Source organism: Leuconostoc sp. XM4 (assembly GCF_055698815.1).
Genome location: NZ_CP134507.1, coordinates 1,417,091 through 1,437,362 on the forward strand (window position 1 = coordinate 1,417,091; position 20,272 = coordinate 1,437,362).

21 protein-coding genes and 1 riboswitch are annotated in these 20,272 nt (G+C 38.7%); of the genes, 8 read left to right on the plus strand and 13 right to left on the minus strand.

The features are described 5' to 3' along the window. Positions 1-2: 2 nt before the first annotated feature. The 9 genes from RHP64_RS07170 to RHP64_RS07210 all read right to left on the minus strand — a co-directional run bounded on the left by RHP64_RS07170 (position 3) and on the right by RHP64_RS07210 (position 7,445). On the minus strand, positions 3-773 hold the full coding sequence (locus RHP64_RS07170; RefSeq protein ID WP_150288616.1) for a tyrosine-protein phosphatase: 771 nt from the start codon (positions 771-773) through the stop codon (positions 3-5). Positions 774-874: 101 nt separating this feature from the next. Continuing rightward, positions 875-1,663: a type I methionyl aminopeptidase gene (gene map, locus RHP64_RS07175; protein ID WP_025268286.1), complete on the minus strand. Its 789-nt coding sequence runs from the start codon at positions 1,661-1,663 to the stop codon at positions 875-877. Between the two features lie 115 nt (positions 1,664-1,778). Next, positions 1,779-2,741, minus strand: coding sequence for an LCP family protein (locus RHP64_RS07180; protein WP_014324948.1), 963 nt, complete (start codon positions 2,739-2,741; stop codon positions 1,779-1,781). A 132-nt stretch (positions 2,742-2,873) separates the two neighbouring features. Continuing rightward, the gene (gene upp, locus RHP64_RS07185) at positions 2,874-3,503 is read right to left on the minus strand and encodes a uracil phosphoribosyltransferase (protein WP_002815112.1); all 630 of its coding nucleotides are present in this window, start codon (positions 3,501-3,503) and stop codon (positions 2,874-2,876) included. Positions 3,504-3,656: 153 nt separating this feature from the next. Continuing rightward, positions 3,657-5,009 carry a branched-chain amino acid transport system II carrier protein gene (brnQ, locus tag RHP64_RS07190; RefSeq protein WP_150288617.1) on the minus strand — a complete coding sequence of 451 codons (1,353 nt, stop codon included), beginning with the start codon at positions 5,007-5,009 and terminating at the stop codon, positions 3,657-3,659. Positions 5,010-5,379: 370 nt separating this feature from the next. Continuing rightward, on the minus strand, positions 5,380-5,799 hold the full coding sequence (gene rplT / locus RHP64_RS07195; RefSeq protein ID WP_002815114.1) for a 50S ribosomal protein L20: 420 nt from the start codon (positions 5,797-5,799) through the stop codon (positions 5,380-5,382). A 44-nt stretch (positions 5,800-5,843) separates the two neighbouring features. Next, positions 5,844-6,041 carry a 50S ribosomal protein L35 gene (gene rpmI, locus RHP64_RS07200; RefSeq protein WP_002815120.1) on the minus strand — a complete coding sequence of 66 codons (198 nt, stop codon included), beginning with the start codon at positions 6,039-6,041 and terminating at the stop codon, positions 5,844-5,846. 65 nt (positions 6,042-6,106) lie between these two features. Beyond that, positions 6,107-6,646, minus strand: coding sequence for a translation initiation factor IF-3 (gene infC / locus RHP64_RS07205; protein ID WP_050892168.1), 540 nt, complete (start codon positions 6,644-6,646; stop codon positions 6,107-6,109). A gap of 148 nt (positions 6,647-6,794) precedes the next feature. Continuing rightward, the gene (locus tag RHP64_RS07210) at positions 6,795-7,445 is read right to left on the minus strand and encodes a DUF1361 domain-containing protein (RefSeq protein ID WP_011680131.1); all 651 of its coding nucleotides are present in this window, start codon (positions 7,443-7,445) and stop codon (positions 6,795-6,797) included. Positions 7,446-7,774: 329 nt separating this feature from the next. On the opposite strand from RHP64_RS07210, the gene pnuC reads away from it, so the two are divergent. From pnuC to RHP64_RS07230, 4 genes are all read left to right on the plus strand, one after another. Beyond that, a complete protein-coding gene (gene pnuC / locus RHP64_RS07215) occupies positions 7,775-8,569 on the plus strand; it encodes a nicotinamide riboside transporter PnuC (RefSeq protein ID WP_048592268.1) in 795 nt (264 codons plus the stop codon). A gap of 96 nt (positions 8,570-8,665) precedes the next feature. After that, entirely contained in the window at positions 8,666-8,839 is a 174-nt protein-coding gene (gene rpmF, locus RHP64_RS07220; protein ID WP_002815130.1) for a 50S ribosomal protein L32, read from the plus strand. A gap of 59 nt (positions 8,840-8,898) precedes the next feature. Further along, a complete protein-coding gene (locus tag RHP64_RS07225; RefSeq protein ID WP_025268291.1) occupies positions 8,899-9,531 on the plus strand; it encodes a copper homeostasis protein CutC in 633 nt (210 codons plus the stop codon). 40 nt (positions 9,532-9,571) lie between these two features. After that, complete coding sequence (locus RHP64_RS07230) at positions 9,572-10,213, plus strand: NAD-dependent epimerase/dehydratase family protein (RefSeq protein WP_025268292.1); 642 nt, start codon at positions 9,572-9,574, stop codon at positions 10,211-10,213. Between the two features lie 64 nt (positions 10,214-10,277). On the opposite strand, the gene RHP64_RS07235 is transcribed toward RHP64_RS07230, so the two are convergent. Continuing rightward, a complete protein-coding gene (locus RHP64_RS07235; protein ID WP_002815133.1) occupies positions 10,278-10,592 on the minus strand; it encodes a SemiSWEET family transporter in 315 nt (104 codons plus the stop codon). Positions 10,593-10,804: 212 nt separating this feature from the next. Between RHP64_RS07235 and ahpC the strand changes: the two genes are divergently transcribed. From ahpC to RHP64_RS07250, 3 genes are all read left to right on the plus strand, one after another. Next, on the plus strand, positions 10,805-11,374 hold the full coding sequence (ahpC, locus tag RHP64_RS07240; protein ID WP_002815134.1) for an alkyl hydroperoxide reductase subunit C: 570 nt from the start codon (positions 10,805-10,807) through the stop codon (positions 11,372-11,374). A 10-nt stretch (positions 11,375-11,384) separates the two neighbouring features. Further along, positions 11,385-13,094, plus strand: a complete 1,710-nt coding sequence (locus RHP64_RS07245; RefSeq protein WP_025268294.1) for an FAD-dependent oxidoreductase — start codon at positions 11,385-11,387, stop codon at positions 13,092-13,094. A 190-nt stretch (positions 13,095-13,284) separates the two neighbouring features. After that, on the plus strand, positions 13,285-14,979 hold the full coding sequence (locus RHP64_RS07250) for an NFACT RNA binding domain-containing protein (protein ID WP_014324953.1): 1,695 nt from the start codon (positions 13,285-13,287) through the stop codon (positions 14,977-14,979). Between the two features lie 49 nt (positions 14,980-15,028). On the opposite strand, the gene RHP64_RS07255 is transcribed toward RHP64_RS07250, so the two are convergent. The 3 genes from RHP64_RS07255 to RHP64_RS07265 are packed head-to-tail and all read right to left on the minus strand — an operon-like array spanning position 15,029 to position 17,270. Then, the gene (locus RHP64_RS07255; protein WP_105296146.1) at positions 15,029-15,787 is read right to left on the minus strand and encodes a class I SAM-dependent methyltransferase; all 759 of its coding nucleotides are present in this window, start codon (positions 15,785-15,787) and stop codon (positions 15,029-15,031) included. Beyond that, complete coding sequence (locus RHP64_RS07260; protein ID WP_014324955.1) at positions 15,768-16,775, minus strand: thymidylate synthase; 1,008 nt, start codon at positions 16,773-16,775, stop codon at positions 15,768-15,770. The genes RHP64_RS07255 and RHP64_RS07260 overlap by 20 nt, the downstream gene beginning before the upstream one ends. A gap of 24 nt (positions 16,776-16,799) precedes the next feature. Next, complete coding sequence (locus tag RHP64_RS07265) at positions 16,800-17,270, minus strand: nucleoside 2-deoxyribosyltransferase (protein WP_014324956.1); 471 nt, start codon at positions 17,268-17,270, stop codon at positions 16,800-16,802. A 109-nt stretch (positions 17,271-17,379) separates the two neighbouring features. Next, positions 17,380-17,487, minus strand: a riboswitch (TPP riboswitch). Between the two features lie 378 nt (positions 17,488-17,865). Between RHP64_RS07265 and RHP64_RS07270 the strand changes: the two genes are divergently transcribed. Continuing rightward, a complete protein-coding gene (locus tag RHP64_RS07270; protein ID WP_025268296.1) occupies positions 17,866-20,232 on the plus strand; it encodes a phosphoketolase family protein in 2,367 nt (788 codons plus the stop codon). Positions 20,233-20,272: the final 40 nt, after the last annotated feature.

Genomic DNA, 20,272 nt, shown 5'->3' on the forward strand with positions numbered 1-20,272 from the left:
CTCTAAAATTTACTAAAAAACTTACGTTTAACGATTGGTTCTGGAACCAAGCTCGTGACATTATCACCATCAAGTATTGCTTCAGCATTAGTCTCAAACAATTCTTGATAGTCCCGTCCCAGTTGTTTCTCTAATTTTGCCATGGCCTCAGCCATCTCATAATCACGATTTGGTAAGTCATGCGCATCAGAAACAAAAACATGAGCCAAGTTATGCTTAATAATTTCTTCAGCAAACTTCTCAACTTTTTTACCAAAGGTACCTACATAAGAACTTGCTGTCACCTGCGCCACCGCACCTGCTTCAATCAAATCAAACAAAATACTTGGTGTGGACATTATTTTAGTATTTCGCTCAGGATGAGCAATTTCTACAGTAATACCACGTTGCATGATTTGAAAAATCATATCTTTACTATATGTAGGCACATCATCATCTGGAAACTCCAGTAGAAGATAGCGGTTACTTTCGTCAGCAAACAAAATATCATCATCATCCAAAGCCTGCAATAAGCCACCATTGATACGTACCTCCTGCGAAGGAAATACTTGGAGTCCAATGTCATTATTATCTAGGTGCTTTTGGAATTCTGATGTTAGTCTGATGACATCATCTTTATGGTTCACGTAATGGCCATTCATATGATGAGGCGTCATTAACGCAGCTTTAATCCCACTATCTACAGCTTCCTTGGCCATACGTATAGAAGCTCGCAGAGACTTGGACCCATCATCTATGTTTGGTAATAAGTGACTATGTAAATCTATCAGCATATTTTTCTCCCATAATAAAAAGGGACTGCTCGCAAAAAGAGCAAAATCCCCTGTCCCCATTATTAAACTGTAGCATACAAAACATTACATAAAAATGACAATTATGAGTAACGTTTATCATACTCCGGATCCTGACTTGTCAAAATCTTCGGACCATCTTTTGTAATTGCTAATGTATGTTCGTATTGTGCCGACCATGAACCGTCTGCTGTTCGTACTGTCCAGCCATCGGCTTCTGTATGGTCAGTCTCAACCTTCCAGCCACCTAAGTTAATCATTGGCTCGATGGTAATGACCATCCCCTCACGCAAACGCACACCGTGACCTGGTTTACCATAGTGCGGTACATTTGGCTCTTCATGCATTGTTGGTCCAACACCGTGCCCGATATATTCACGCACATCCCCGTAATGGTGTTCAACTTCAGTGTACTGCTCAATAGCATTTCCAATATCACCAACACGATTTCCCACAATCGCTTGGTCAATACCCAAATACATCGCCTTTTTGGTTACATCCATCAGTTTTTGAACCTCTGGTGTTACCTCGCCAACAGCATAAGACCATGCTGAATCAGATACGGCGCCATTCAAGCCAACCACTGTGTCAACCTTCACCAAATCACCGTTCTTTAGCTTTAGTCCTTTACGTGGCAGACCATGCGCCACCTCATCATTTATGCTGATAGTCGTAGCATACTTGAATCCTTCAAAACCAATCTGCAAAGGCACGCCGCCATGGCTTTCAATATATTCCCGCGACTTTGTTTCAATTTCCCATGTATCAATACCTGGTTCAATGAGATCACGCAACATATGGTGCATACCAGCGATGATAGCACCAGATTGCCGCATAGCTTCAATTTCTCTAGGTGATTTTAACTGTATCATTAGTTACTTCTTTCATTTTCAATATCTATTTCATTATACATATAATGTTGCCAAATAAAAAGTCCCCGAAAACTGCGAAGAGTTTTCAAGGACAATCCTAAAATTTACTTAACTTTTATTGTGCCATTTGGGCTGTAATTGCCTTATGAACACGATCAATTTCTGTTTGGCTCATGACTTCTGTTGACCCCAATCCCGAAATACTTTGCGTGGTACCCTTTAACTGATCCTGCTTAACCGTACCAAATGCATCACGATAGCTCAACGCCAAGTTTTTCATGGACTTAGTTGAAACGTCGGTTTGCACATTATTAGAAACGGTAGTCAAGAAAGAATCATTGAACACAGTCCCAACTTGGGCTGAATTTTTCAAAATGGCTTTGATGACCAATTGTTGACGCATTTGACGACCGTAATCACCATTAGGGTCTTCGTGTCGCATACGTGCAAAGGCTAAGGCTTCTTCACCATCCATATGATACGTTTTACCCGATACGAATGAATACTGGTTCTTAGAGTCAGCTTGCGTGTCATCACCTTCAGTTGTGAATGTGAGTGGTGATGTCACATCAACACCGCCAACTGCGTCGACCATTTTAACTAAACCACCCATGTTAATCAATATATAACCACCATTGATGTCAATATCAAGCAAGTCTTCAACAGCCTGTGTTGCTGAAGCAGCTGAACCATATGCATAGGCAGCATTGATTTTCATTTGTTGTCCGCTAACTGTTACCAATGTATCACGCGGGATTGATGTCATCGTTGTTGTTTTGGTTTTAGGATTGATTGTCATAACAATCATAGTATCCGTACGCCCTTTATACGAACGACCAAGCTCACCCGTGTCAGTTCCTAAAAGAAGATATGAAACTGGCTTTTTACTATTTGTAATTTTATCAGCAGACTTTGTCGTTGTTGACGTCTTTTGCATCTTTGTAATTGTGTGGTTAACTTTAGTATATGCATAGGCGCCTAGACCAAGTCCGACAACAAACAATAGACCAATAATTGTCAGAATAGTATTGCGCACTCTATGATGCTTTTTAGGACGAATCTGAGATCGTCGTTTCATAATTAAATGCTCCTTTTAGCTTCGTTACATAATCGCTGTTTATTGTATCATAATAGCTTGCCATTTGCTTAAGTTCCGTCACGAAACCAATAAAAAAGCCTGCCTTTACAGACAGACTACGATGATATTGATTTACATTGTACCAAACAAACGATCACCGGCATCGCCAAGTCCTGGCACGATGTAACCATGTTCGTTTAAGCCTTCATCAAGAGAACCCGTATAAAGGTCAACATCTGGATGGGCTTCTTGCACTGCCTTAACGCCTTCCGGTGCTGAAACAAGTGTAATCAACTTAATATGCTTTGCACCACGCTTCTTCAATGCTGAAATGGCATCTTTTGCTGAGCCACCAGTAGCCAACATTGGATCCACTAACAAGACATCACGTTGGTCAATATCTTCTGGTAACTTGATGAAATACTCAACTGGTTCAAGCGTTTCTTCATCACGATACATACCAATATGCCCAATTTTAGCCGCTGGAATTAGTTGCACGATACCATCAACCATACCTAGTCCGGCACGTAAGATTGGCACAACAGCAAGCTTTTTACCAGCAAGTTGCTTTTTGATTGTCTTAGTAACTGGTGTCTCCACTTCAACGTCTTCCAATTGAAGATCACGACTTGCTTCATACGTCATTAGCATCGCAATTTCATCAACTAATGCACGAAAATCTTTGGTCCCAACATTCTTATTACGAATCATTGTAAGTTTATGTTGGATCAAAGGATGATCCATTACAACAAATTTTCCCATGATATTTTCGAATGCACACCACTTCCCTAATTTTTAGTGAAGCCGTGAACACCTTTCCTTCCAATTCATTTTGCTATATAAAAGTATACCAAAAAAATTGACGTCAAGGCTAATTTTCTCATAATTTAAACTGATACTAAAAACAAATCAATTTTAATCCAGTGCTGTAACGCGCTTGCTATTGGTTAACAAATAACCACTCACACCAAGAACCGTACCAACAACTGCCGGCACAACCCAACCAAATCCAAGGGCCGCAAACGGTACAAAGTGGTGATAACCATTAACTAAGCTTTGGACGTGGCTGGTTGTAGCCAATGGTGAACTAGCTAATGCATCAAGGAAAGCTGGTACAGTAACAGAGGCAACTACAAAACGATAAACTACTGGAGATTTTTTGAAATATTTACTAAAAAGCGATAATAAGATTAAGACTAAGGCAAATGGATAAAGCAACATCAACACAGGTACTGACCAAGCAACAATGTTCGTCAATCCAGCATTAGCTGTAACGAATGATCCAAATGCAATAACGCGTAGCCACCATAGGTAACTCACTTTTGGAAATACACGGTGCAAGTCTTGCGCAAATGATACAAACAGCCCCATTGCTGTCGTAAATACAGCTAGTGTCACGATTACCCCTGTCAACGCCGTCCCAAAGTTGCCCATATAGTGGCTAACAATTTGAGCAAAGGCAGCACCACCATTATCAGAAACTTTAAACAAACCTAAGCTTGTAGTACCAACCAAAACCAATACCGCATATAATACCGCTTCAGCTAGAATGCTTAACAAACCAGCTTTTGCCAATACCTTAGATACTTGTTGCTTTTGAAAGCCTAATCCTCTGACTGCGTACACAACTGATACCGCCAAAGCTAACAGCGCAATACCATCCATCGTATTGTAACCGTCCAGAATTCCTTGGAATGCTGCATTACTTTGATAAGCAGCAGATACTGCTTGATGTGTATCCCCCATTGGCAAAACCAATGACAAAACAAGCACCACCAGTAATAAGCCTAGGAAAAGTGGATTAAGATATTTTCCGACCCATTTCAATAACCCCGATTCCTTGACAGTTAGGAAGTAAGCTAAACCAAAGAACACAGCGGAAAATACAAACATAACTACGCCTTGGTATCTAAGTGGTACAAAAGGCGCAATACCCATTGAAAAAGCTGTCGCTGCTGTACGCGGTGTCCCAAAAAATGGGCCTATCGTCAAATGAATAGCTACCAAGAAAACTGTACCAAACCAAGGCGCTACTGGTTTAGCAATATCATAAACGCTTTGGCTGTTTGTTAAGCTCACTGCCATCATCGCCAAAAACGGCACAACCGTTCCGGTAATCAAGAAACCGATTGTCGCCGGTAACCAATTACCGCCTGATAATTGTCCCAATTGGATTGGGAAAATCAAATTTCCCGCCCCAAAAAACATCCCAAATATAAGTGATGCCACTAAAACTAATTGTTTCCATGTCAATTTTTTCTCAACCATTATTACTCTCCTATATTTCATGTTTTATTTTCTATAGCTAAACAAGCTATACTTTTAATGGCAACATTGTCATTTTCTCCTCTGTTTTATTAAGAAAATAAAAAAGACGAGTTACTATGAATCTAGTAGCTCGTCTCTTGAACAATATCAATCAGCTACCTATCACGTTATGTTGTGATAGGCACTAAAAAATTTCAGCACTTATCACTATCTAATGATAATAATGCTGATAATAATTTGTTCAGTTGTTGCTGATTGGTATGTCATGTTATTTTCTCATTTATTTGATAATATTATTAAAACAATTTTTATCTACTTTGTCAACTTTTAATCAAAATAAAAAACGCTATAAGCGTTTTTAGTTTAATGATTAACGTTCAACTGAAACAGTTGTGTCAGTTGTAGCCGCTGTACGTGCTTGAACCAAAACGTTGTCAGATGACAATGCTGCTTTGGCTTGATCAGCTAACTTTGTGAATGTGTCAAAGTCAGAAACAGCGATTTCAGCCAACATCTTACGGTTCAATTCAACACCTGCCAATGTCAAACCGTGCATCAACTTTGAGTATGACAAACCGTTCATGCGTGCTGCTGCGTTGATACGAGCAATCCACAACTTACGGAAGTTACGCTTTGTGTTCTTACGATCACGGTAAGCGTACAAGTAAGACTTGTAAACTTGTTGCTTAGCAACCTTATAATTAATACGACGTTGTCCACGGTAACCCTTGGCCAACTTAACAAACTTTTTACGACGTGCGCGTGACACTGTACCACCCTTAACTCGCATGGGTATTTCCTCCTAGAAATTAAATAATTAGACGTACCTTGAAATTAGAGCGTGCTCAACATCTTAGCGTATGTCTTTACAGTCGTTGAATCCATCATGCGTGTACCACGCAATTGACGACGTTGCTTCTTTGTCTTACCGTGGAAACGGTGTGAAGTATAAGCTGAAGCTGACTTCAAGCCACCATTGGCTGTCTTCTTAAAGCGCTTTGCTGATGCGCGGTGTGTCTTCATCTTTGGCATGTGACCAATTCTCCTACTTTACGATTTTTGTTTATGCTTACTATAGCAAGCTACTAAACACTAACTTACTTGGCATCGCGTGGTGCCAAGACCAAAAACATTTGGCGGCCGTCCATTTTGGCACGTTGTTCAACCTTGGCGATGTCATTAAGTTCTTCAGCCATGCGGTCTAAGACCTCACGACCAATGTCTTGGTGAGTAATCATACGACCACGGAAACGCAAATTAAGCTTAACCTTATTCCCTTGTGACAGGAACTTAATTGCTGCTTTCTTACGTGTTTCGAAATCGCCAGAATCAATCACTGGTGACATGCGAACTTCTTTAACTTGAACAATTTTTTGGTTTTTACGTTGTTCTTTTTGCTTCTTTTGAGCTTCGAACTTCGCTTTACCCCAATCCATGATCTTGGCAACTGGAACTTCTGCATTAGCTTGCACCAATACCAAGTCCATGTCTGCATCATTCGCTAACTGTTGTGCGTCACGTGTTGACATTTCTTCTTGCTTACCATCGTGGATAAGCAAAACACGTGGGGCGCGGATATTTTCGTTGACTAAATCAACTTGTCGTGGTTGACGTGCTATTGTCAGGCACCTCCAAATTTATTTTGTGAATCAAGAAGAAAAGTGGGCCAAGAACTTAATCTTTACCCACTTCCACACTTGCAGTACTTTCGTACAACTGTATCTGCCAAGCAACATAGTCACTTGGCGAGAAGCGGGTGCTTCTACTTGTTCAACATCTATTAGTTTACTCTGTTTCCTCATTTTTGTCAACTACATTGTGGATAAGGCTAATACCAAAGTGACTGATGACCAGAATGGCAAACTGTACGCCAGCAAATAGTGTAACAAACGCCAGCATATGCATACTAGTTGATGACACGACCAACCTTGCCACGCGATGTGTTTGTGTGAAAACATCCCAAGAATTCAAACGTAAAAAACGGCCAAGATAAATACCAACACTGGCAATCAATGACAAGCCAAATATCAGAACCAATTGTAATAGTTCATGCCTTCTATGGAAATAATGCTTTAAAATCAGTTCGATACTTAACATCCCCAAAACAACGCCCATAAAGACCCCTGCTGCTAACACCGCGTAATTGAAGTATTGCATACGAACAGTGAGTCCGATACCAATATATTGCAGATGAATAAAATCGGTAATCATATACATCGTATTTGGATAAAATAATAGCCATAACAAGCTGAAAATAATTTGTATGGATCGGCGTTTACTAATATTTACAATAATGGCAAAATCTAATGGCAACAACGCCAAAAAAATGTTCCAATTCAGGAAAGTAAAATGCGTTGGTGTTAGTAAAACAAACCCAAAAAATAATAATACAATGACATGTATCGCTAAAACACTTGTTATGTCTTGTTTCTTCATATATACCCAACCTCTACAAACAATTTATAAACTATTTTATACGAAATTGTTAACTAACAATCACTTACTATTATTGTAACATGGACGACAATTGTCTTTTAGTTTGAAATTTCAACACAAGTCAAATTTTGTGTTGTACACTCAAATTAAATAGAAAAAGGAGAAAAAATGATTCAAAATAATAAACGAGTTATTGAAAGCAACATCGTATTTATTCATTCTGATTGGTAGTTGTTTTATCAAACAAACCCCAATACAACGCACTTTTAATCTCAATCAGAAAGGTGCAGTGCTATCCAACGGATACCTATCACTGCAAGTGTTACGCTATGTCTTCAAAAAAAATTACATTTAAAGATCTATTTTCATTCAAGTGGTACGTTCATCAGATGTCTGGCTGGACAAGGACCTCATACATTCTATTAATTTTTGGTTATCTCGTCATTACCTATAGCTCATTCTTTGCCGGTTCTCCCATTAATCATATGACATGGTGGACATTTGTCGCCGCAATCTTAGGATTTACAACAACATTGGCCATCACCAATGCACGGCCCTTAAATGGCGTTTTCGGTTTACTTTCTGCTTTAATTTATATCGCGATGGCACTCCAAGCCAATAACCCCGCCGATGCGGTATTACAAGCCGTATATATTGTATTACTTGATATTCCCGTTTTAATCATGCCTGGCTGGGCAATTGATGTTGAAAAGCGGATTCGGTTCATACACGAAACCGATGCTCGTGGTGAAAAGCATGGTAAATCTTTTTGGTACCCTGTGCTTATCGGCTCAGCAATCGTCGCTTTCATTGCAGCTTATCTATTTGAAACACAGGTTTTGCACACACCAAGACCAGTTGCTGATTCAGCTGTCTTGGCAACTGGCCTCGTTGGTGCCCTGTTAACAACTTTCCGTTTTTCAGAAGCTTTTGCCATGTGGCTTATTCAGGGCGTTGCTCAAGTACTATTATGGGGATTGACTGCTGTCCATGGCGATGCAAACTGGGTCTTATTTTTAACCTATATGCTATATGTCGGTAATGACTTGATCGGTGTCTTTCAATCTTCATGGTTCCACCATAAGGTATATACTCAAGAAATTATCCAATCCCATGTCAAGTAAATTTCCTTGACATTAATAAGCCGTAGCCCTTGACAAATATTTAAAACTTCGGTAAACTTGACTAGTTGATAAATTGAAACGAAAGGAGGTGCTCTTATGGCTACCCCATCAAACAAGAATTCAAAGTCTCACAAGCGTAATCGTCGCGGTCACATCGGCTTGAACGTTCCTAACATTGTTTTGGATCAAACAACGGGTGAATATCGCGTTTCACACCGCGTTTCACCTTCTGGTGTTTACAACGGCAAGCAAGTTATTGATAAAAAGTAACAATGACACTCGTTCATAATGAACGGGTTTTTTTGTTTAAAGGCAAAAACTAATTACCTATGATTAAAATAAAAGAAGCCGCGGTTGATTCCGTGCAGCGCGCTCGTGAAATGATATCACGTGGGGCCAATCGTATTGAATTAAATTCACGACTTGATTTAGGTGGCATTACACCTGATACTAAAAAAATTATTGATACATTAGCAATTGCTAATGAGTTACCTGTTGTTACCATGGTTCGCCCACGTGGTGGTGATTTTGAATATAGTAGTAGTGAAGTCGAACAAATGTTGGATACCATGCAAATAATTGCTGATGTTGGCGGTGAGATAGTCACTTTTGGTGCTGTCTCCGCCGATGAACTAGACTTTGATAGTATGTCTATTTTAATTGGTTGCGCTCATAAATTGCATTTACAAGTTGTCATGCATATGGCATTTGATCAAATCGCAAACCATAAACAACAAAATGCGATGAATTGGCTATCTGACCATGGTGTCAAGCGGATACTAACTCATGGTGGTCCACTGTCAGTACCAATCATGCAGTCACTGCCCCATTTGCAAACACTAGTCAACAGCGCCCCAGCAAATTTAACCATTTTACCTGGTGGCGGTGTAACAAAAATGAATGCTGAAGCCATAGCTAATATTCTAGGCGTTAATGAGGTCCATGGCACACAAATTGTTTAATTTTTAGCACGATACGATTTTAAAATCAAGGAGAGCTATGATGGATAACAAAAAAATAATTGTTGTTGGTGGGACAGGTTTTGTTGGTCAGGGTATCTTATCAGCTTTGAACAACAAGGACTTTGAATTGCATAGTTTATCACGGCACCAATTCAGTCCCACTGACGCAACTGACCAAGTCACTTACCACGCTGCTGATTTAAATAAGCCTGGAGAATGGCAAGATTTGCTCAGAGAAGCGGATTGGGTTGTCGATGCTGTAGGAATATTGCTACCCAACCCTTTCAAACATATTAATTACCAAAACAGTAGCGTTCAGCCCGCGCAAAGACTCTTGGATGTTCTTGCGACAACGCACCAAACTAAGTTTTTGTTTGTATCCGCCAATGCGACACCTTTCTTTTTAAATGCCTATTTGCGGGCCAAATTAACCGTAGAGCACTCGGCTAAAGCCCTATTAAACGACAGAGCTTATAATGTTTATCCTGGTATTGTCTATGATAAATCAAGAATTTATTCTTATATTCCCGCTATTATTCTTGTAACCCTGCAACGCATTCCTGGATTAAAATTTTTACAGCGTTATCGTCCTGTACGTCGCAAAACCTTTGCTATAGAAGTTGAAAATATTTTAAATGGCAAGGAAAGCGCCCTATTGAAACGAAATATAAAAATAAAATAACTGCTGAAAAAGCGTTCGACTAAATCATTTAGCCGAACGCTTTTTATTATCTATAACTTGATTTTTAATGAACATAGACCGTTACTACCGTAACAACACCGAAAATTACACCTGGTATATTAGCTAGAATAACAGGCCAATCCTTATAGGTCTTTAGCCAGCCATAAGTCACCCACAAAGTTGCATTGACCGTGGCACACAATGGTTGAAGTACCGATACAGGATTTCCGGATAGATTAGCTGTAATCTGTGGAATATAAGAAATATACATCAAACAACAAAATACTACCGCTACCTTACTTAACAGTTTCAGAAATCTAATTCTCTCTTGACTAACTTCTTTTCTTGACTCTTTCGGGACGTAATTGTCGTAATTCATTGGGTTCCTTTCATATGTAAATACAATGTTTTCATTATAACATTATGTGATTTTTATGTAAAATACGCCACAAATATTGCTTTTTATTTTAGGATGAATGCTATGTTCGTCACATTCAAAAATTTAATTTAAAATGATTCTTGATTTTTGAATTCAGAACGTTGTATAATAAAAACAGATTAGAATTGTTCTAACAAAGAAAAGGAGAAATTATGACTACAAATTTTATTGATTCAGAAATAACAGATTTCAAAGTGAATGCATATCACGATGGTGATTTCACAGAAGTAACTAAGCAAGATACCTTAGGTAAATGGGGTGTTTATTTCTTCTACCCTGCCGACTTCTCATTTGTTTGCCCTACTGAATTGGGTGACTTAGCTGATCACTACGCTGACTTCCAAAATATTAATGCTGAAATTTATTCTGTATCTGAAGACAGCGAGTTTGTTCACAAGGCTTGGGCAGAAGCTACGGATACAATTGCTAAAGTAAAGTATCCTATGTTGGCTGATCCAGCTGGTAAATTGGCTCGTTTCTTTAATGTTTTAGACGAAGATGCAGGCTTGGCTTTCCGTGCAACTTTCATTGTTGATCCTGAAGGAAAAATTCAGTCATATACCATCAACAACATGGGTATTGGCCGCAATGCTGAAGAAATCTTACGTACACTTGAAGCTGCACAATTCGTTGCTGAACATGGGGACCGTGTCTGCCCTGCCAATTGGCACCCTGGTGAAGACACAATTGCTCCGAGCTTAGACTTAGTTGGTAAAATTTAGAGGTTACGCAATGACTGAACCACACATTTATGACACAATTATTATAGGTGGCGGACCTGCTGGTTTATCAGCCGGTATTTACGCTGGCCGTTCAACAATGGATACCTTAATTATTGAGGGTGACCAAATTGGTGGGCAAGTCACAACAACCTCAACTGTTGCAAATTATCCTGCTGTTGAAACAATTGATGGTACAGCATTAGTCAATAGAATGCAGCAACAGGCAAAAAGTTTTGGTGTTCAATTCGTTTTTGATACCGTGACTAATTACAATTTTAGTGATGAGGTCATAAAAACAGTTACTGGTAAAAAAGATACTTACCATGCACGTAGCATCATCATTGCTACAGGTTCTGAACCTCATCAAGTTGGTTTCCAAGGTGAGCAAGATTTTCGAGGCCGTGGTGTGGCCTATTGCTCAACTTGTGATGGTGAATTATTTAGTGGATTAGAAGTATTCGTCATCGGTGGTGGCTATGCTGCTGCTGAAGAAGCTGATTACCTCACAAGATTTGCACGTCATGTCACCATTGTGATGCGATCTAATGACTTTACTTGCCCGCCACTAACTGCTGATCGTGCACGCCTCAACCCCAATATCACCATTTGGCCAAACACAGAAATTCAAACGGTGGCTGGTCAAAACTACTTAACTGATGCAACCTTTATTAACAACAAAACAAATGAGCAAACTACTTACCATGTTGCTGATGGTGATAATACATTTGGTATTTTTGTTTACGTAGGCACAGATCCGCAAACAAAAATGTTCCAACATGATATTACGTTGGATGAGCACAAATATATTGTGACTGATTCCCAGGGTCAAACGAATATTCCGGGGGTGTTTGCTGCTGGGGATGTCATTTCTAAGCCACTTAGACAAATCGTCACGGCGGCTTCTGATGGTGCCAATGCCGCTACTAGTGCAGAGCTATTTGTGTCAGAACAAAAGCACAGGCTTAATATTCCGGTTAACCGTTCCGCAGTGTCCACTCCAAAAACTGACGTTACTAAAGGACCTACAAGTACTATTGATGCAACTGATCATTCTGCCCTTCCTACTCACACTGGACAGTGGTTCGCAAAAGAAATTATACAAGCCTTACAACCTATTTTTGATAAACTTACGCAAGATGTTACCCTGCATCAATTGACAGACGACTCATCAAAAAGTCATGAACTTTCCTCATTTTTGGAAGAGTTTAGCCAACTAAGTAGCCATCTGAAATTTAAAATGGAACCTACTAGTACTGAACTAGAAAGCAAATATCATGTTCACCACATGCCAAACTTTAGATTGCTTACTGACAATGATGAAGATACTGGAATTCAATTTAGTGGTATTCCTACCGGACATGAGTTAAATTCTCTAGTTCTAGCGCTCTATAATATTGCTGGGCCAGGTCAAACAATTGATACAGAGCTTGTCCAACGTATACAGCGTTTACCAAAAACAGATCTGAATATTGGTGTGTCATTAACTTGTCATTTTTGTCCAGATGTTGTGGCTGCTTGCCAACACATTGCCGCAATTAATGATAATGTAACTGCCGAAATGATTGACTTGCAATTATTCCCTGAACTACGCGAGTCACATCATATCATGAGTGTACCCGCAATGATTATTAATAATAGCGATAATGTTATTTTTGGTAGCCAATCACTGGAAGAAATCGTTTCCGCCATTGAGACAAGCAGCCCCTTGCCTGTCCATTGATTTAAATAAAAAACAAACTACTCTAGGTTAAGTAGTTTGTTTTTTTATGCATACGAATATTAGAAGTGAGCCAACTCCGCTATTATTACGTGATACAATTAAAGAATGATAAATTAAACAAATAAAACGTTTGTAACTATGATATAAATATTTTCTCGGCTGCAACAAATGATAAAAGGAAGTACACAGAATGCCCTTAGATGGACTATTTACGCACGCGATTGTGCATGAACTAAATGATTTAATTACAGGTGGCCGCATCACCAAGGTGCACCAACCTTACCCAAATGAAATTGTACTCGTGGTCCGTAATAATGGGCAGAATTATCCGCTCCTACTGAGTGCTCATCCCAGCTACGCACGTGCCCAAATCACACGTATTCCCTACGAAAACCCGCAAACTGCACCCAACTTCGTAATGTTTTTACGACGCTATTTAGAAGGCGCTAAATTACAAAAAATTGAGCAAGTTGAAAATGATCGTATCATTAATTTTTACGTTAATGCACGTAATGAATTAGGGGACATACAAGAAATCCGCTTAACCTTAGAGATGATGGGACGCCACTCAAACCTATTTTTAGTTCGTGAAAGTGATGCCCGTATCCTGGAACTAATTAAACATGTTCCTGCCGACCAAAATCGTGTCCGTTCTTTGATTCCTGGTGCAACTTATGTTTTGCCGCCTGCCCAGAATTTGAAGAATCCGTTTACTGCAGGGCTAGATGGTTTAGCTCAAATGATCCTAGATACACCTCTCGAAGAATGGCCTAAATACATTCAAAAAACGTATCAGGGATTCGGAAGAGAATCCGCGGAAGCATTGGCTCGAGCAATTAATCAGGCAGGTGATCAATTAGCGCATGCGCGTGAATGGTTGGCTCATTTTGACCATCTCGCCCCCACACTTTTCACTTCAAAAGATGGTTCTCTTAGCTACTCTGCCTTTGACTGGTTGCAAGACAGCGTGTCACAAGAAGAATTTCCAACGTTAGGCACCATGCTTGACGCCTATTACATCGGAAAAGCTGAAAGAGAACGTGTCAACCAACAAGCCGGTACCCTCGTTCGGGTTGTTAAAAACGAATTGAAAAAAAATACGGCTAAGCGAAAAAAATTATTAAAAACACTTGAAGACGCTGAAAATGCTGATGAGTTAAAAGTCAAAGGCGATTTGTTAATTACCTACCCTCACCTCGTTCAAAAAGGAATGAAAAGCGTATCTATTGAAAATTATTATGATAATAATAATTTACTAGAAATCCCCTTAGATCCTAAACTAAACGGTCTGAAAAACGCTGAAAAATATTTCAACAGATACCGTAAATTACGTACGGCCGTAGATTTTGTTAATGAGCAAATTGCGTTGACCGACGCAGAAATTGATTATTTTAATAATATTGTCGCACAATTAGATGTTGCATCTCCAAAGGACGTAGAAGATATCCGCCTCGAATTAACCGCTGAGGGATACATTCGAGCCAATAAGAAAAATAAACAAAAACCAAAGGTATCAAAACCTGATAAATTCGAAAGTTCCGATGGTACGTTGATTGAAGTTGGTAAAAACAACTTGCAAAACGAACGACTTTCATTAAAACAAGCTGATCGTCGAGATATTTGGTTACACGTCCAAAAAATACCAGGATCACACGTTATTATTCATGATTCTAATCCTTCAGATACAACGCTTATTGAGGCCGCAAAGCTCGCTGCTTACTTCAGCAAGGCGCGTGAATCTGCCAATGTCCCCGTCGATTATTTACCTGCCGGAAAACTGCGCAAACCAAATGGTTCAAAGCCAGGTTTTGTTATTTTTGAAGGACAGCAAACACTATATGTTACGCCCGATGCTAGTTTAGTTTCAAAACTGAAAATAAAATAATAAAAAGACCAAAACAAATGCTTTGGTCTTTTTTTGTTCCTCGAAAAATCTACTTTTTTATAGCTTGGTATAAAATAAATGGTGCTTGTGTTTTTTCATTTAACCAACTCTTATAGTGATACTCTTGTTCTATTTGTTGGATTTGTTCTGCTGAAAAATCTTCTAACTTTGGATACCGAACTGTAATTTCACTAAATCCTGCTCGCTTTAAATTCTTTTCATACATACGATTTGGCCAGTTAAAATCATGCAAAATAAGTTTTTCTTGCGAGTCCAGATTCAACTTTTCAACACGTTCTTCACCATAACTATAAGATTTCCCCGGTTCACCATTTTGAAAAGTTGAAAATGGTACACCCGTGGTATTTGGATTAGTATCTAAAATGATGAAGTGACTGTTTGGTCGCAATGTTCGATAAATTTCCCTCATAATCTTTAAAATTCGTTGTTCAGACTGATTGTTAATAAAAACATAGCACGCAATCGCACCATCTACTGAATTATCAGAGATAAAATCTAAATTATCTTTTTTAACAATTTTATAATCAATTTGCTGATGCTTACGCTCTCTTTTCGCAATTTCAATCATTTTAGCAGACTCGTCAACCGCAACTATATCGGCTGATAGTTGGTTTGCTAAACGCAGCGAAACTTTTCCAGGGCCACATCCATAGTCTAATATTTTCTTTGCTTGAGTCGATTTCAAAATCGACAAAACAAAATTATATCCCAAAACCTGTTCTAATACGTCATTATAGTCGTTAAACTGATTAGCCACGACTTCATCCTTAAATAAATTTTCTGTCATTGGACACCATCCCCCTACTCATTTTCGTTGGCCATCTATTCAGCAAAAGATGTTGATATACTGGCAAAAGATGGTCAAATAACACCTGGTCTACTTCCTCGTGATAATAAATCATTTGGTAAATACTAAATAAGGCCAATATTTGTTGCCAATACGACGATAACTCAGTCTGTTGAATGTCCACCCAATTCATTGTTAGTTCTTTTTTTCTTAATTTTTCTTCATAATGCATTAGCTCATGTACCATCGCCCAATTATTTCCTTGCGGCATTTTAGGAGAGATAAATGTTTGATCATTTGATTCATTGAGCACATGCGTCACCCACTGATTATCAGGTTCATAAATATGCATTGTGCCCACGCTATGGTAATATTTTCCAACTTTAAGATTCAACTCTCGTGCCATAAATTCTTGGATAAAGGTGAATGAAAAAATATCACTTACTATGCCTCGAAACGCATCATTTGCTCGCATGTAAGCCACCATATTAAGTTGGTTATTTCTAATTAAGAACTGCAATCCCAATGTGCAAGATACATCTAAATTTTGATTAATTGTTAATTCGTGCGCATCAAATATTTGGATTACCGCTCGTTTCGAATCAGCATCATTTAGCAGTTCTTGTTTAACGTTCTGCCATTGATTTAGGTTTTGTTCCCCAAAATGAAACAGCTTTTTGCCGTATGCCGTACCGGTTAGTATTTGCCCGTCCATTGAATAATCAGGCATTCGTTTATTGTAATAGCTGATGTAAGACAAGCTATTGTTTCCTGTTAGATACCACAATGCCTCCGCAAAATTAAAGATAATATTTGTTTTTCTCGTTTGGCTATATACAATTCTCTGTACGGGATTTTCAATTTTAAAATTAACACCTAATTTTTCCCGACTACTAAATCCTCTGGGCTCATTGAAAAATTCTGCATGATGATATATTTCATTTAGTTCGGCTATATAGGCATCATCAAAGGTTTCATATGTTGTCATTTAACTCAACTCCCTCATTCAACGCTACTTTGACAATACTTTATTGTGTTGTAGATAATTGTCTATCACATTACTTATTTGTGAAAGGCAACTATTCATATTTTCGTAATAGATATACTCTACGTCCCCAATTACACCAAGACCACGTATCAAATATGCATAGTCAACATCATTCTTTAAAAGCAAAATAATCTTTTTATGAAATGCTGACGCCCAGCCAATTTCAATATGGGTACCTGGTGATGCTGGGCTACCCGGAAAAGCCATTAAAACATCACAATTTTTTATGGAATTAAAATCAGCATCTGTACATTGAGTAGGGGTCATCATTTCTAATCCCCAATTCTCTCGTTTGTGCGCATTATCCACAAACATTCCTTTATCTTCTAACACTTGCATTACTTGCTGCAGTGCCTGTGTAGTTTCCGTATTGACTCGATTGTTTTGATTCAAAAGTTGTTTGAAAGGTGCCGCCAAAAAAACACGTTGATTCACAAAATTGCCTCCTAAATTTTCAACACATAGAAAAAGAGCGTTTGCAATAATAACAGTTATATTGCAAACGCTCTTAGATATAGTATGGCTGTTTATATGATTGCAAAAAAATCATATATTCATACTTTCCTACGCTGCTTGCTACAGATCAGGTTCAAAGGGTTCAAAGATTATCTCTTCTCTCTCAGCTTTTTTAAAAGCACCCCTAGTATGTTAATTAATCGACTAATAACAAAATCGAGTGTAACACACTTGTTCAGAAGTATGCAAACAAATTATTTTATCAAATAGTAATGTTAAGACGCTAATTCCCGTTATGACGCGATTATAACCATAAAAGTCAATACCAATACATTAATTGGGTCGTACCAATTAATGTATTGGTATTGACTTTTCAAAAAACAACCTTTACGATGAATATGTAAAAACACGGCTTGATAATGAATTGGTGTTCGCCAGGTTCAGATTAATTATCAATTTATTTCTGAACTTTTCACTATACTTTGCAAAGTTAATTTTATATCTTGCAATATTTTTTACGCAATCGTAGCATGCACTTTGTGTATGCATTGTCACAAATTGGAGGAAGTATCAAATGAATATCGATTCAACAGATTACCTGAACAATTTAGATGCCTACTGGCGAGCTACCAATTATTTGTCAGTTGGACAACTCTATTTGTTAGATAACCCATTGCTTAAGGAAAAGTTAACGGCAGAACAAGTTAAAATTCACCCAATCGGGCACTGGGGCACGATTCCTAGTCAAAACTTTATTTATGCCCATTTAAATCGTGCTATTAATAAATTTAATTTGAATATGTTTTACATTGAGGGGCCTGGCCATGGCGGACAAGTAATGATTTCAAATGCTTATCTTGATGGTAGTTATACCGAAGCATTTCCAGAAATCACACAGGATGAAGCGGGTATGCAGAAAATGTTTAAGCGTTTCTCTTTCCCCGGTGGCGTTGCTTCACATGCTGATCCTAAAGTACCTGGATCGATTCATGAAGGTGGTGCTTTAGGCTATTCTATCTTGCACGGTGCTGGTGCTGTATTGGATAATCCAGACCTCATTGCTGCGGTTGTTGTTGGCGATGGTGAAGCAGAAACAGCACCCCTAGCCACTTCATGGCATGTTAATAAATTTTTGAATCCTAAAAATGATGGTACTGTATTACCAATTTTGAATTTAAATGGCTTCAAGATTGCGAATCCCACAGTTCTCTCTCGAGAATCTGATGAAACACTAACCGAGTATTTCCACAGTCTGGGATGGCACCCTTACTTTGTAAGTTCTTTTGACAAACCGATTATGCAAGTTCATGAAGAAATGGCAAAAACCATGGACACAGTATTTACTGAGATTAAAGACATTAGAGAAAAAGCCGTTCAGCAGACAAATGAAGAGATTACACGACCACTTTGGCCAATGATTGTTTTACGTTCACCTAAAGGCTGGACAGGGCCAAAAACTTGGGATGACAAGCCAATTGAAAATTCATTTCGTGCACACCAAATTCCAATTCCTGCTGACCAAAATCATCCTGAATATATACCACAACTTGTTGATTGGTTACAATCTTACAAACCAGATGAATTATTTGATGAAAACGGTCAGTTAACACAATCTATCCAAGAAGTATTACCGAAAAAAGAGCTACGTATGGCCAATAATTCGGTCACCAATGCTGGTATTATCAAACCTTTGATTTTACCTGACATTGACAATTATTTGGTAGAAAATAATCAGCCAGGCAATAACTTAGCTCAAGATGCTATTTTGTTAGGTGACTATTTGCGTGATATCATCAAACTTAATCCTACTAACTTCCGTGGCTTTGGCCCAGATGAAACAGCTTCTAATCGTTTCCAAGACATTTTTGAAACAACTAATCGCCAATGGCTATTACCAATCAAAGAACCTAATGATCAATTCATGGCACCTGAAGGCCGTATTATTGATTCTATGTTATCAGAGCATTATGATGAGGGGATGCTTGAAGCTTATACGCTAACCGGTCGTCATGGATTCTTTGCCAGTTATGAGGTCTTTATTCGTGAAGTTGATGACATGATTGTGCAACATTTTAAGTGGTTGAATCATTCTCATGACGTTTCATGGCGTAAGGACGTGCCGGCATTAAATATTATTGCTGATTCAACTGTTTTCCAACAAGACCATAATGGTTACTCACACCAAGATCCTGGTGTAACAACAATGTTGTATGAAAAGCAACCAGACTTCATTCGCGAGTTCTTCCCAGCGGATGCTAATAGCTTGGTCGCAACATTTGAACATGCTGCGCAAGCAACGCAACAGATTAATTATATTGTGGCCAGCAAACATCCCCGCTTACAGTGGTTCTCACCTACTGAGGCCAAACAGCTTGTTACGCAAGGATTACGTGTCATTGATTGGGCAAGTACTGACAAAGGTGAAAAACCTGATATTATTATTGCTTCAGCTGGTTCTGAACCAACGACAGAAAGTTTAGCAGCAATACAAATTTTGCACGAACACATACCATCATTAAAAATACGTTACATCAATGTATTGGATCTATTTAAACTACGGGCCGATGCCAGCTATGGCTTAAGTGATGATGAATTTGATGCTTACTTCACTACTGACACACCAGTATTATTTGCATTCCATGGCTATGAACCAATGATTGAATCTATTTTCTTCAAACGACACAATCACCACTTAGCAGTTCATGGTTACCGAGAAGTTGGTGACATTACAACACCATTTGATATGCGTGTTCTTAACAAAATTGATCGATTTAATTTAGTTAAAGCTGCTATTAATCTCTTGCCAGAAAATATTCGCACCAAGCAAGCAGCCCTCGTGCAAGAAATGACCGATAAGCTCGACCTACACGTTGCGTATACTAGGTCAAAGGGAACGGACTTGCCCGAAGTAGAAGATTGGCGCTGGCAACCACTTAAGTGACCTCTTTCTGTTATTTCATTAGAAATTCAAAGCAACAAGA

Excerpts from the sequence above, each read along its gene's own strand:
- RHP64_RS07170 (WP_150288616.1), bottom strand. The coding sequence starts at position 773 with ATGCTGATAGATTTACATAGTCACTTATTACCAAACATAGATGATGGG.
- map (WP_025268286.1), bottom strand. The coding sequence starts at position 1,663 with ATGATACAGTTAAAATCACCTAGAGAAATTGAAGCTATGCGGCAATCT.
- RHP64_RS07180 (WP_014324948.1), bottom strand. The coding sequence starts at position 2,741 with ATGAAACGACGATCTCAGATTCGTCCTAAAAAGCATCATAGAGTGCGC.
- upp (WP_002815112.1), bottom strand. The coding sequence starts at position 3,503 with ATGGGAAAATTTGTTGTAATGGATCATCCTTTGATCCAACATAAACTT.
- brnQ (WP_150288617.1), bottom strand. The coding sequence starts at position 5,009 with ATGGTTGAGAAAAAATTGACATGGAAACAATTAGTTTTAGTGGCATCA.
- rplT (WP_002815114.1), bottom strand. The coding sequence starts at position 5,799 with ATGCGAGTTAAGGGTGGTACAGTGTCACGCGCACGTCGTAAAAAGTTT.
- rpmI (WP_002815120.1), bottom strand. The coding sequence starts at position 6,041 with ATGCCAAAGATGAAGACACACCGCGCATCAGCAAAGCGCTTTAAGAAG.
- RHP64_RS07210 (WP_011680131.1), bottom strand. The coding sequence starts at position 7,445 with ATGAAGAAACAAGACATAACAAGTGTTTTAGCGATACATGTCATTGTA.
- pnuC (WP_048592268.1), top strand. The coding sequence starts at position 7,775 with ATGTCTTCAAAAAAAATTACATTTAAAGATCTATTTTCATTCAAGTGG.
- rpmF (WP_002815130.1), top strand. The coding sequence starts at position 8,666 with ATGGCTACCCCATCAAACAAGAATTCAAAGTCTCACAAGCGTAATCGT.
- RHP64_RS07225 (WP_025268291.1), top strand. The coding sequence starts at position 8,899 with ATGATTAAAATAAAAGAAGCCGCGGTTGATTCCGTGCAGCGCGCTCGT.
- RHP64_RS07230 (WP_025268292.1), top strand. The coding sequence starts at position 9,572 with ATGGATAACAAAAAAATAATTGTTGTTGGTGGGACAGGTTTTGTTGGT.
- RHP64_RS07235 (WP_002815133.1), bottom strand. The coding sequence starts at position 10,592 with ATGAATTACGACAATTACGTCCCGAAAGAGTCAAGAAAAGAAGTTAGT.
- ahpC (WP_002815134.1), top strand. The coding sequence starts at position 10,805 with ATGACTACAAATTTTATTGATTCAGAAATAACAGATTTCAAAGTGAAT.
- RHP64_RS07245 (WP_025268294.1), top strand. The coding sequence starts at position 11,385 with ATGACTGAACCACACATTTATGACACAATTATTATAGGTGGCGGACCT.
- RHP64_RS07250 (WP_014324953.1), top strand. The coding sequence starts at position 13,285 with ATGCCCTTAGATGGACTATTTACGCACGCGATTGTGCATGAACTAAAT.
- RHP64_RS07255 (WP_105296146.1), bottom strand. The coding sequence starts at position 15,787 with ATGACAGAAAATTTATTTAAGGATGAAGTCGTGGCTAATCAGTTTAAC.
- RHP64_RS07260 (WP_014324955.1), bottom strand. The coding sequence starts at position 16,775 with ATGACAACATATGAAACCTTTGATGATGCCTATATAGCCGAACTAAAT.
- RHP64_RS07270 (WP_025268296.1), top strand. The coding sequence starts at position 17,866 with ATGAATATCGATTCAACAGATTACCTGAACAATTTAGATGCCTACTGG.